General features: G+C 63.7%; 10 protein-coding genes. 5 read left to right on the top strand and 5 right to left on the bottom strand.

The window, feature by feature from the left end:
- Positions 1-53: 53 nt before the first annotated feature.
- The 5 genes from ACODSZ_RS07610 to flgL all read left to right on the top strand — a co-directional run bounded on the left by ACODSZ_RS07610 (position 54) and on the right by flgL (position 6,530).
- Complete coding sequence (locus ACODSZ_RS07610) at positions 54-713, top strand: flagellar basal body L-ring protein FlgH (protein ID WP_008328151.1); 660 nt, start codon at positions 54-56, stop codon at positions 711-713.
- A 38-nt stretch (positions 714-751) separates the two neighbouring features.
- A complete protein-coding gene (locus tag ACODSZ_RS07605; protein WP_008328152.1) occupies positions 752-1,882 on the top strand; it encodes a flagellar basal body P-ring protein FlgI in 1,131 nt (376 codons plus the stop codon).
- Between the two features lie 46 nt (positions 1,883-1,928).
- A complete protein-coding gene (flgJ, locus tag ACODSZ_RS07600) occupies positions 1,929-2,900 on the top strand; it encodes a flagellar assembly peptidoglycan hydrolase FlgJ (protein WP_488927345.1) in 972 nt (323 codons plus the stop codon).
- A 145-nt stretch (positions 2,901-3,045) separates the two neighbouring features.
- A complete protein-coding gene (flgK, locus tag ACODSZ_RS07595; RefSeq protein WP_008328156.1) occupies positions 3,046-5,376 on the top strand; it encodes a flagellar hook-associated protein FlgK in 2,331 nt (776 codons plus the stop codon).
- A 20-nt stretch (positions 5,377-5,396) separates the two neighbouring features.
- Entirely contained in the window at positions 5,397-6,530 is a 1,134-nt protein-coding gene (flgL, locus tag ACODSZ_RS07590; protein WP_175342441.1) for a flagellar hook-associated protein FlgL, read from the top strand.
- Positions 6,531-6,633: 103 nt separating this feature from the next.
- Here flgL and ACODSZ_RS07585 read toward each other — a convergent pair whose 3' ends face one another.
- The 5 genes from ACODSZ_RS07585 to fliQ all read right to left on the bottom strand — a co-directional run bounded on the left by ACODSZ_RS07585 (position 6,634) and on the right by fliQ (position 12,468).
- The gene (locus ACODSZ_RS07585; protein WP_008328162.1) at positions 6,634-8,034 is read right to left on the bottom strand and encodes an efflux transporter outer membrane subunit; all 1,401 of its coding nucleotides are present in this window, start codon (positions 8,032-8,034) and stop codon (positions 6,634-6,636) included.
- 11 nt (positions 8,035-8,045) lie between these two features.
- Positions 8,046-10,010 carry a MacB family efflux pump subunit gene (locus tag ACODSZ_RS07580; protein ID WP_175342442.1) on the bottom strand — a complete coding sequence of 655 codons (1,965 nt, stop codon included), beginning with the start codon at positions 10,008-10,010 and terminating at the stop codon, positions 8,046-8,048.
- Between the two features lie 7 nt (positions 10,011-10,017).
- A complete protein-coding gene (locus ACODSZ_RS07575; protein ID WP_175342443.1) occupies positions 10,018-11,232 on the bottom strand; it encodes an efflux RND transporter periplasmic adaptor subunit in 1,215 nt (404 codons plus the stop codon).
- A 122-nt stretch (positions 11,233-11,354) separates the two neighbouring features.
- Positions 11,355-12,158, bottom strand: coding sequence for a flagellar biosynthetic protein FliR (gene fliR, locus ACODSZ_RS07570; protein ID WP_175342444.1), 804 nt, complete (start codon positions 12,156-12,158; stop codon positions 11,355-11,357).
- A gap of 40 nt (positions 12,159-12,198) precedes the next feature.
- Complete coding sequence (gene fliQ / locus ACODSZ_RS07565; RefSeq protein WP_008328172.1) at positions 12,199-12,468, bottom strand: flagellar biosynthesis protein FliQ; 270 nt, start codon at positions 12,466-12,468, stop codon at positions 12,199-12,201.
- Positions 12,469-12,475: the final 7 nt, after the last annotated feature.

Raw genomic sequence — 12,475 nt, 5'->3', positions numbered from 1 at the left:
GCGCAGTGGATGTTGAACAAGGTAGTCGGTAGCAGAAGAAGGACGAGGCAGAGATGAAGAGCATGCTGAAATTGGTCACCATGGCGGGCGTGTTGAGCGTGAGTGCTTGCACCACCGTTCCCGACAGTATCGTGACAGGCCCCAAGACGGCGCGTCCGCAGCCGGCGTCCTACGCGCCGCCGACCTCGGGTGCGATTTTCCAGTCGGCGGTCTATCGCCCCTTGCTGGAAGACCGTCGCGCGCGTTTGGTCGGTGACACGCTCACCATCATCATCAACGAGAAGACCAGTGCCGCCAAGTCCGCCGCGAGTTCGGCCAGCAAGACCGGCGAAGTGGCCTCGCCCGCACCGACCATCTTCGGCACCTCGATCAAGGAATTGTCGGCCTCCGGCAGTTCCTCCTCCAAGTTCGATGACAAGGGCGCCACGACCGCCAGCAATACCTTCACCGGTACCATCGGCGTGACGGTGGTGGAGGTGCTGCCCAACGGCAACCTGGTGGTCTCGGGCGAAAAGCAGGTGTCACTGGACAAGGGCGTGGAATACGTGCGCTTCTCCGGCACCGTCAGCCCCGACAACATCCAGACCGGCAACACCGTTTCCTCCACGCTGGTGGCGGATGCGAAAGTCGAATACCGTACCAACACCCGCGTGGACATGGCTGACTTCATGTCTTCGCTGGGCCGATTCTTCTTCAGCGTTTCTCCTTTCTGATGTGGAGTAGTGCAATGACCCGGAAAGGATTTTTCGCCATGGACATGATCAGGATGGGCAGCAAGCTGCTTTCGGCGGCAGCCGTTGCAGCGCTGTGCCTGGCAGCGGCCATGCCGGCCCATGCCGAGCGTCTCAAGGACCTGGCCAGCATCCAGGGCGTGCGCCAGAACCAGCTGGTCGGTTATGGCCTGGTCGTGGGTCTGGATGGCAGTGGCGACCAGACCACGCAGACGCCGTTTACGGTGCAGAGCGTCATCAGCATGCTGCAGCAGCTGGGCGTGAACGTGCCCTCCGGCACCAGCAGCAACATGCAGTTGAAGAACGTGGCTGCCGCCATGGTCACGGCCACCTTGCCAGCCTTCGCCCAGCCGGGCCAGTTGATCGACGTGACGGTGTCCTCCATCGGCAATGCCAAGAGCCTGCGTGGCGGCACGCTGCTGATGGCCCCCCTGAAGGGTGCTGACGGCCAGATCTACGCCATCGCCCAGGGCAACATCGTCATCGGCGGTGCGGGCGGTTCGGCTGCCGGCAGCAGCACCATCGTCAACCAGCTGTCGGCAGGCCGCATTTCCGGCGGAGCGACCGTGGAACGGGCCGTGCCCAGTTCGCTCGGCGGCGGCGACGCAGTCGTGCTGGAGCTCAATGACTATGATTTCTCGACTGCCAGCCGGGTGGTCGATGCGCTCAACAAGCGTTTCGGCAGCGATACCGCCGTGGCTCAGGATGGCCGTGTGATCCGCGTGCGCGCGCCCATTTCCAGTGGCGACCGGGTAGCCTTCCTCGGTGCCCTGGAAAACGTGGATGTCACCCCCGGCAAGCTGGCGGCCAAGGTGATCTTGAATGCCCGTACCGGCTCGGTGGTGATGAACCAGAGCGTGATGCTGGAGACCTGCGCGGTCTCGCACGGCAACCTGTCGGTAGTGATCCAGGCCGACAATGCGGTCAGCCAGCCCAATGCCCTGGCCGGTGGCCAGACGGCGGGGGTGCAGAATGCCCAGGTCTCCATCAACAAGGAGCCGGGCAAGGTCATGCTGTTGAAGGGCGGTGCTTCGCTGTCGGACGTGGTCAAGGCGCTCAACGCCATCGGCGCCACGCCCCAGGACTTGCTGGCGATCCTGCAGGCCATGAAGGCGGCCGGCTCCTTGCGCGCCGAACTCGAAGTGATCTGACGCTGCGGGTCGATCCAACATCCAACGCTTTCCACCAAGGTCATCCATGCTCAACAAGATCAACCCATCCAATCCGACCGAGAGTCTTGCCGTCGATGCGAATGGGCTGAATGGCCTGCGCGAGGCCGCCAAGCAGAATTCACCGGAATCCATCAAGGGCGCCGCCAAGCAGTTCGAGGCCATGTTCCTGAACATGGTGATGAAGAGCATGCGGGATGCCACGCCGCAGGATGGGCCGTTCGACAACGAGCAGACCAAGATGTTTACCTCCATGCTGGACCAGCAACTGAGCCAGAGCCTGGCCCAGCGTGGGGTCGGGCTGGCCGATGTGCTCACGCGCCAGCTCTCGGCCTCGCTGCCCAAGAAGCTGCCTGATGCCCAGGATCTGGACGGCAATACCGCTGCGGGCGATGATGGCCTGCCGATGGGCATCCCGCTGGTCAAGGAAATGAGCGATGCCGACCGCGCCAAGTTCATCCAGAGCTTCGCCAGCCAGCAGACCGCCGAGAGGACGGACCAGGACGGTCGCAACAAGCAGCGCCGCAGTTCCAACAAGCCGGCCCATGTGGAAGCCTTCCAGAACCGTTTGCAGGCCGATGCCGAACTGGCCAGCAAGATGACCGGCATCCCGGCCAAGTTCATGCTGGCGCAGGCGGCGCTGGAAACCGGCTGGGGCAAGAAGGAAATCGTCACCCGCGACGGTCGTTCCGCCCACAACCTGTTCGGTATCAAGGCGACCGGCAACTGGACCGGCAAGGTGGTCGAGGCCACCACCATCGAATACATCAACGGCAAGCCGCAGAAACGCGTGGAAAAATTCCGCGCCTATGATTCCTATGCGGATGCCTTCAAGGATTACGCCAACTTGCTGCGCAGCAATCCGCGCTACGAGAAGGTCCTGGCCAGCGCCCAGGATGCCCACGGTTTCGCATACGGCCTGCAGCGCGCCGGTTATGCCACCGATCCGCACTATGCGGAAAAGCTCTCGCGCATCATCCGTACCTCACTGTCGGCCTGATCCCGCGCCGCCGCAGGGCATGATCGCGCGGCAAGCTCATCGGTTCCGACCGGAAACAAATTCGGGCCGGAGCCGCTAAAGTTTTGGTCAATCCTGCCGTTGACTTGGTTATTCCGCTAAAAGCTTTCAGGGACGACAACCTAGCATGGCAACTAACATCTTCAGTATCGGGCAAAGCGCGTTGCAGGCGGCCATGGCGGCGCAGGCCACCACCAGCCACAACATCTCCAACGCCACCACTCCCGGCTACAACCGCCAGGAAGTCGTGCAAAGCTCGGCCGGCGGCATCAACTATGGCTACGGCTTCGTCGGCCAGGGTGCCCAGGTCACCCAGATCAAGCGCATCTACAACGATTTCCTGACCAAGCAGGCACTGGCCTCGCAGAGCTCGGCGAGCTCGCTGGATTCGTATTACTCGGAGATCTCGCAGATCAACAACACGGTGGCCGACACCAAGGCCGGTCTGTCGCCGGCCCTGCAGGATTTCTTTGCGGCCGTGCAGAATCTGGCCTCCAACCCGAATACCCAGGCCTCGCGCCAGTCGGTGCTGTCGCAGGCGTCGACCCTGGTGGCGCGCGTGTCCAGCATCAACGACCAGCTCGCCCAGAGCAGCGCCAGCGTCAACAGTCAGATCACCTCGACGGTGACCACCATCAACTCCTACGCGCAACAGCTCGCCCAGTTGAACCAGGCCATCGTCAATGCCGTGGGGACCGGCGGCGGGCAGCAGCCCAACGATCTGCTGGATCAGCGCGACCAGTTGGTGGCGGAGCTCAACAAGTACGTCAAGATCACCACCGTGCCGCAGGATACCGGGGCGGTGAGCGTGTTCATCGGCACCGGCCAGTCGCTGGTGACCGGTGACCAGGTGACCCAGCTGGCGGTGACCAATTCGCCCACCGATGTCTCTCGTCTGCAGGTCGGCCAGGTGCTGCCCGGTGGCGGCACGGCGACCATTCCCGACAGCTTCTTCTATGACGGTGGCAGTCTGGGTGGCCTGCTGAAGTACCGTACGGAAACCCTGGATCCGACCCAGAACGCCCTGGGCCGCATCGCCATCGCCATGGGGACCGCGTTCAATGAACAGCAAAAGCTGGGGCTGGACCAGAACGGTAACGCGGGCACCGACATGTTCAACGTCAGTTCGCCCAACCTGATCGGCTATCCGACCAATACCGGCACCACCAACCTGACGACGACCATCAGCGATCCCTCGGCGCTGAGCACGAGTGACTACACGCTGACCTACGACGGCACCAACTACACCTTTACGCGTCTGTCGGACAACACCAAGACCGTCAAGGCCGCCGGCGACTTTCCGGTCACGCTCGACGGCGTGACCTACTCCGACGGTGGCTCCCCGGCGGGCGCGCCGACCATGGCCAGCGGCAATATCTACAAGATCCAGCCGACGGCCAACGGTGCTGCGGCCTTCTCGCTGCTGCTGAGCAATACCCAACTGCTGGCCACGGCCGCGCCGATCTCGACCTCGATCAACGCGACCAACAACGTCAACGCCAGTACCGGCGCCAGCAACACCGGCAACGCGATCATTTCCAACACCTCGCTGGATCCGAGCTCGTTCAAGCAGGGTTCGTCGGTATCGTTCAGCACTACACTCGATACCACGGTGACGCCGAACCAGCTCCAGCTGGCCGCCACCTGGACCAACAATACGCCTGCGCCGGACGTGACCTATACCAACCCGGACGGGACCACCGGTACGGCCACGGGCGGGGCCGCGTTCAATTACACGCCGGGCATGACCATCAGCAGCGGCGGCGTGACCTATACGCTGACCGGTACGCCCAGCACCGGTGACACGTTCAATTTTGCCCCGGTGGCGGCCAACAAGGGCACGGCGACCATCAGTACCGGTTCGGTGACGGCGGACTACCTGACCACGACCACGCCGCTGACCAAGCCCACCACGCTGAGCTACGACAGCACGGCCACGCCCCCGGTGTTCGTCATGTCGCCGGCAGCGCCAGGTACAGGCACCATTACCCATCTGGACGGCACGACCACCACGATCAATGCGGGTGATACCAACATCCCGTACAAGGCCGGCGATACCTACGAGATCAGCGGTGTGAAGTTCCAGATCTCCGGCCAGCCCTCCAATGGCGACCAGTTCACCATCTCGGCCAACACCAATGCGGCGTCGGACAATCGCAATGCGCTGGCCATGGCCAACCTGCAGACGGCCAACACCATCAATGGCACCAGCTTCCAGGGTTCCTACTCGCAGCTGGTGGCCACCATCGGCAACAAGACCAACGAGATCAACGTCACCAATACGGCCGAGAAATCGCGCCTGACGGCGATCCAGACCCAGCAGCAGTCCGAGTCCGGCGTCAACCAGGACGAGGAACTGGCCAACATGATCCGCAACCAGCAGCAGTACCAGGCTGCGGCCAAGATCATCCAGGCCGCCAGCGACATGATCAATGTCCTGCTCACCCTGGGCAGCTAATCAGTTAAAGGAAGATGACCATGCGTATCAGCACCCAGATGCTCTATCAGTCGAGCAACAATGACCTGACCAGCATGCAGGGCCAGATCCTGAAGCTGACCCAGCAGGTGACGGCGCAGCAGAAGGTCTTGCTGCCCTCGGACGACCCGGTGGCCGCCGCCCGCGCCCTGGACATGACCCAGACCTCGGCCCTGAACGACCAGTACAAGACCAATCGCCAGAACGCCAACAGCGCCCTGTCGACCGTGCAGGGGACCCTGGACAGCCTGACCAACATGCTGACCAAGCTCAAGTCCAATGTCATCACTGCAGGCAATGCCTCGTATTCGAATGCCGAGCGCATCAACATGGCTTCCGAGATCAAGGGCAACCTCAACGAAGTGCTGGGCTATGCCAATGCCCAGGACGGCCAGGGCAATTACATCTTCGCCGGTTTCAAGAGCACCACCCAGCCCTTCACCCTGGACGGCACCGGCGGCGTGGTCTACAACGGCGACCAGGGCGCCATGACGCTGCAGGTCGACTCGACCCGCCAGATGGATATCAGCGCCTCGGGCCAGACGGTGTTCCAGGGCAATGGTCAGGATATCTTCAAGACCATGACCAACATGATCAATGTGCTGTCCGTGCCGGTGACCGAAGCGGCCAACACTGCCGACGAGACCGCTGCCAACAATTTCGTGTATCCGGCCGGCTCCGGCCAGACCCCGATTGCCGCCTACAAGACGGCACAATCTGAACTGGATGCCCTCAAGCCGGACGATCCGACCTATCAGGCCAAGTTCACCGAAACGGCAGCGCTCAAGCTGCAGGCCGATGCTGCCGATGCGGCGCGTACGCCGGTGGCGGGCAGCCAGGCAGCGCTGTCGCGCAACCTGGCCAAGTTCAATACCCAGATTGACTCGATTGCCAGCAGCGTCTCCACCGTCAAGGCGTCCATCGGTGCCCGCCAGAACGAGCTGGACAACCTGGATGCGGCCGGTGAGGTCAACAAGGAAAACTACACCCAGACCATCAACAACCTGCTGGGCCGCAATCTTTCCGATACCAGCGAGCTGATCAGCGACCTCACGCTCAAGCAGACCTATCTGTCGGCAGCCCAGAAGGTCTTCGTCACCACCAGTGGCCTGACTTTGCTGAATTACCTCAAATAATGAAGTTACCTTCACAGCGACGGCGTTGCAGGCCGATCGCAGTGAAGGAAAATGCAAAAAGGCGAACCCGCGGGTTCGCCTTTTTGCTTGGGGCCATCGCGTTTCACCGGGGAGGAGTCGCGCGGGCATCGCCACCCAGGGCCTGGTATAGCGTCATCTGGTTCTTCAACTGGTTCAGCCGCACCTGGGCCAGGGTGTCCTCGGCGCTGCGGCGCTTGTCCTGCTGGTCCAGCCAGGCTTGCAAGGTGGCCGAGCCGGCCCGGTAACGCAGCGCGTAGAGCTGCTCGGCCGCGCGTGCCACCTCGACGTTGCGGGCCTGCAGCGCCTGCTGCCGGGCATATTGCTCGCGCGCCGACAGGGCGTTTTCGACATCGCTGAAGGCGGCGTACAGGGTCTGGCGGAACTGCGTGAGGGCACTGTCGTAGTCGGCCTGGGAGACGCCGACCTTGAGCTTCATCTGGGTCTGTTGCAGGAAGGGCAGGGTCAGTTGCGCGGCCAGCGAAGCCACCGGATTCTGCACCAGACGCAGCAGGGCATCGCTGCTGGTGCCGAGCGAGCCGGTCAGGCTCAGCTGCGGATAAAAGCCGGTCCGTGTCAGGTCGACATTGGCCAGGGCTTCGCGCAGTCGCAATTCGGCTGCCCGCAGATCCGGACGTCGTCCCAGCAGTTCGGCCGGCAGGCCCGCCGCCAGGGACGGCAAGGGCTGCTCCGGCAGGGCCGGCGGTAGTTGGCGACGCTGGCCGGGCGGACTGTCGAACAGGATGGCCAGGGCATTGTCATTTTCTACCCGCTGCTGCACCAGTTCGGTATAGCTGGATTGCTGGCTCAGCAGGTTTTGTCGGGCCGTGAGCACCTCCAGGGATGACACCGCACCGGCACGGTACTGGGTATTGACCAGGTCCAGCGTCTTTTGCGCGTAGGCGATGCTTTGTTCGGCGTTCTGGATGCGCTGGTTCAGGTAGGCGCCGGTCCAGTAGAGGTTGGCGGTGGTGCCGACCAGGGCCAGGGCAGTGGCGGCGCGGTCCTGCTCGGTGGCCAGGGCTTCCCAGCGGGCCACGTCGTAGTTGGCGCCCAGGCGGCCCCACAGGTCGACTTCATAGGACAGACTCACCGAATTCTGGCTGGCGCGGGTGGTCTGGCCGTTGCCATCGAGCGCTTTGCCGGCACTGCTGCCGAGCTGGGCGCTGAGGGCCGGGACGAAGGCATCGTTGGCGATCCCGGCCTGCAATTGGGCGCGCCTGAGCTTGATGGTCGCCACCGCCAGGTCGTTGTTCTTGCGCAGGGCCTCATCGATGAGGCCGTTGAGGGTCTGGTCGCCGAAGGCTTGCCACCATTGGCTGGCGTTGACGCCAGCGGCCGGGTCACCCTGTTGCCAGGCCGCAGGGGTCCGGGTCGCCGGTGCGGTGTAGGGAGTGCGCACCAGGCTGCTGCAGCCGCCCAGCAGGGCCAGTGCCAGCAACAGCGTCAGGCGGGAAAGTGAAGGGAAATTCGGGAGCTTGGACATGGCGTGCAATTTCATTCGCGGGCGAGGGCGTCCACCGGATTGAGGCGCGCGGCATTGCGCGCCGGCAGGAAACCGAACACCACGCCGATCAGGGTGGAGCAGGCAAAGGCGCTGACGATGGAGACAGTCGAATAGATCAGGTGGAAACTGCTGACGAAGTGGGCAAACACCGCGCCAAAGGACAGCGCCACCAGCACGCCCAGCAGTCCGCCGGCCAGGCAGACCAGCACCGCTTCGATGAGGAACTGCTGCATGATGTCGCCCTGGCGCGCGCCCACGGCCATGCGCACGCCGATCTCGCGGGTACGCTCGGTCACCGAGACCAGCATGATGTTCATCACGCCAATGCCGCCCACCACCAGCGAGATCAGCGCAATCATGGACACCAGCAGGGTCAGCGTGGCGGTGGCCTTCTCGATGGTCTGGCGGATGCTGTCGGTGTTGAAGATGTAGAAGTCCTTGGTGCGATGGCGCAGCGTCATCAGTTGCGTAATGCCCTGCTCGGCGGCCGCGCTGGGGACCTTGTCGCTGACCCGCACGGTGATGCCGCTCAGGTAACGCTGGCCGATCACGCGGGTCATGGCGGTGGTGTAGGGCACCCAGACATTGAGGGCGCTGTTGTTGCCGAAGCCGTTCTCGCGCTTCTGCGTCACGCCGATCACGCGGCATGGCACGCTGCCCAGGAAGATCACTTCGCCCAGTGCATTGCCGCCGTTGGGGAAGAGCTTCTTGTAGGTATTGGCATCGATCACCACTTCCTGCGCCTGGCGGCGGATGCCGTCGTTGTCGAAGCTCATGCCCTGCGCCATCTTCAGCCCGCGTACGCGGAAATATTGCTCGCCCACGCCGTTGATGGTGGCGCTGACCGAGATGTTGCCATAGCGTGCGGAGGAGGCCGTGGACACGCTGGGTGTGACACTGTCGACATAGTTCTGCTCGGCCAGGGCGGCGGCATCTGCGGGCGTGAGGGTGCGGATGGCGGCTGATTTCATGTCGCCGAAATCGGTGCCGGGGAAGATGTCGATGGTATTGGTGCCCATGGCGCTGATGTCCGACAGGATCTGCGCGCGCGAACCGCTGCCCAGGGCGACCACCGATACCACCGAGGCGATGCCGATGATGATGCCCAGCATGGTCAGGAAGCTGCGCAGGCGGTGCGCATTCATGGCCAGCAAGGACATGCGCAGCGCTTCCTTGAAGCGATCCAGTCCGGCGCGCCAGGCGCTGGCCTGTCGGCTCTGCTGGCCTTGCTGCTTGTGCGCGCTGCTCACCGCTGCCGCTGCGGGTACCTGGTTGCGGCGATCCGCAACGATCACGCCGTCCTTGATCTCGATGATGCGCTGGGCATTGCCGGCCACCTGCATGTCATGCGTGACGATGATGATGGTGTGGCCTTCGGCATGCAGTTCCTTGAGGATGTTCATCACCTCGTGACCGCTGTGGCTGTCCAGCGCGCCGGTCGGTTCGTCGGCCAGGATCACGTCGCCGCCATTCATCAGCGCGCGCGCAATCGAGACGCGCTGCTGCTGCCCGCCCGAGAGCTGGCCCGGCTTGTGGTGGCCGCGCTCGGCCAGGCCCAGTCGCGCCAGCAGTTGCGCGGCGCGCTGGCGGCGCTGGGCCGGTTCCTGACCGGCATAGACCGCCGGTACTTCCACGTTGGCCGTGGCATCCAGGTCCGAGAGCAGGTGGTAGCGCTGGAAGATGAAGCCGAAATGCTCGCGCCGCAATTGCGCCAGTTCGTCCGGCTCCAGCTTGCCGGTCTCGCGTCCGGCGACCAGGTAGCTGCCGGCACTGGGCTTGTCCAGGCAGCCGAGGATATTCATCAGAGTCGACTTGCCCGAGCCGGAAGCGCCGACGATGGCGACCATCTCGCCGGCAGCGATGTCGAGGTTGATGTCGTTGAGCACGGTGATGGTGTCATCACCGGCGGGAAAGTCGCGGCGCAGTCCGCGCAGTTGCAACAGGGGCGTCGTCATGGCCGCCTTACATGCGCGGCGGCGGGCCACGGCGCTCGCTGCTGCTGTCGGCGCTGCCCGCCAGGGCGGTGCCGGTCACCACGCGCTCACCGGCCTTGAGTCCTTCGATGATCTGTACCTGGGCATTGGTGTTGATGCCGATGCGCACTTGGCGCTCCTGTGCCTGGCCTTGCGCATCCAGCACTCGCACGGTGTAACGGCCCTGCGCATCCTTGGCCCCCAGTGCGGTGGAGGGCACCACCAGCGCATCCTTGGCCTCGGCCAGCACGATGTTGACCTGCGTGGTCATGGAGATGCGCAGCTTGCCATCCGGGTTGGGCAGGTCCAGCAGGCCGTTGTAGTAGATCGCCGTGGAGCTGGAACTGCTGCTGGTACTGGTGGTGGTGCTGGTACTGGTGTCGTCCTGCAGGATCGAATCCGGGGCCGGCTCGATGGCGCGCAGGGTGGTGCGATAGCGGTGGTCGGGGTCGCCCAGGATGGTGAAGTACACCGGCAGGCCAGGCTTGACGCGGACTACGTCCGCTTCCGAGATCTGCGCCTTGACCGTCACGGTATCCATGCGGGCCACCTTGATGATGGTCGGAGTGGACTGGTTGGCGTTCACGGTCTGGCCTTCCTGCGCCACGATGGCCACCACTTCGCCGTCGATGGGGGCGGTGATGCGGGTATAGCCCAGGTTCAGGCGGGCGGTATCGACCTTGATGGCGCCGTCCCTGATCTGCGCCTGCAGGGCGGCGATGTCGGCGCGGGTGGAGTTCAGGGTCGCCTCGGCGCTCTCGAAGTTCTCGCGCGAGCTGGCCTCACCGGCCAGCATCATCTGCTGGCGCGCATAGGCCAGTTGCGCCTGCTTCAAGGTGGCTTGCTTGGAACGCAACTGGGCCTGCAGGTTCTGCAGCGAGTATTCGGCGCTGGCCAGCGCATTGGCCTGGGTCAGGGAATCGATCTCGGCCACCAGTTGGCCCTTCTTGACGTGGTCTCCGAGCGCGACCTTGAGTGACTTGATCTGGCCCGACACCTGGGCTCCCACGCTGACCTGCTTGTAGGCCTTGACGGTACCGCTGGCCAGGACCACGTCCTGGATGTCGGCGATGGCCGCGGTGGCGGTAAGGTAGGCGGGCGGCGGCGGCGGGGTGAAGGCCCGGTACCCCAGATAGCCTGCGAGCAGCAGGATGGCAAGCGCGGCGAAGATGATCTTGGGACGGCGGAAATAGGCGATGTTCATGCGTCAGAAGGCAGTGCGAAGGAAGGCCCTGCGGACCTGGCCGCAGAGGCGACAGTGTGAGGCAATTCGGCCGGAGTGCACGTCAGGAGACGTAAATTTTGTGCAAGCGGAGGTTGCCGGCCTCAGGGCCTGGGCAAGGCATTGACCGGCGGTACGCTGCCCAGCAGCCGCACCATCTCCACGCCCTCGACCAGGAAGCGCTGCAAGGGGGTGAGCATGTAGGGCAGGGCCAAGGCGATCAGGACGAAGCCAGCCAGCATGGTAATCGAAAACCCGATGCCGAACAGATTCAGTTGGGGAGCCGCACGGGTAAGGATACCCAGGGCAAAGTTGGTGATGAGCAGGGCGATGAGCAGCGGTAGCGACAATTGCACCCCCATGCTGAATACCTTGGCGCCCCACAGGCCCAGTTGATGGAAGCCTTCGGTGGTGATCGGTACGCCGGTGATGGGCAGGGTGTGAAAGCTTTCGGCCATCACCTGCAGCAACACCAGGTGGCCATTCAGGCTCAGGAAGACCATGGTCGCCAGCAGCGAGAAAACCTGGCCAATGACGGCTGTACGCCCCTGTGTCTGGGGATCGAAGAAGGCCGCGAAGGACAAGCCCATGGTCGAGCTGGTCAGCTCCCCGGCGGCCTCCACGGCGGCAAAGACGATACGCATGGCAAAGCCCATGGACAGACCGATCAGCAGTTGCTGCAACAGGATCAGCAGGCCCGTCATCGACATCGGATCGATGGCCGGCGGCACCGGCACATCCGGTGCCAGCACCGCGCCGATGGCAATGCCCAGCAGCACCTTCACCAGCATGGGGACACTGGTGCTGCCGAAAGGCGGCGCAATGGAGAGCAATCCTAGGATGCGCGTGGTCGGCCAGATGAACATGGCGACCCAGGCATAGAGCTGCTGGCTGGAGAAGGTGAGCATGGTCGGCAAGCGCAGGGCGGCGGCCCCGCGCGCGGGCGTGCTACTGGACCATGGCGGGGATGCCGCTGAACATGGTGTGCATGTAATCGAGGATGATGGTCAGCATCCAGGGACCGGCGATGATCATGGCCAGGAACACGCCGACCAGCTTGGGGATGAAGGCCAGGGTCTGCTCGTTGATCTGGGTCGCGGCCTGGAAGATGCTCACCAGCAGTCCGATGAACAGGGCAGTGAGCAGCATCGGGGCCGCGACCAGGAGGGTGACTTCGATGGCCTGGCGGCCCATGGTCATGACGCTTTCGGGTGTCATAGTGATC

The organism is Herbaspirillum sp. FG34, from assembly GCF_057809315.1.
The sequence above is the reverse complement of the archived record's forward strand: the minus strand, read 5'-3'. Positions and strand labels throughout refer to the sequence as shown.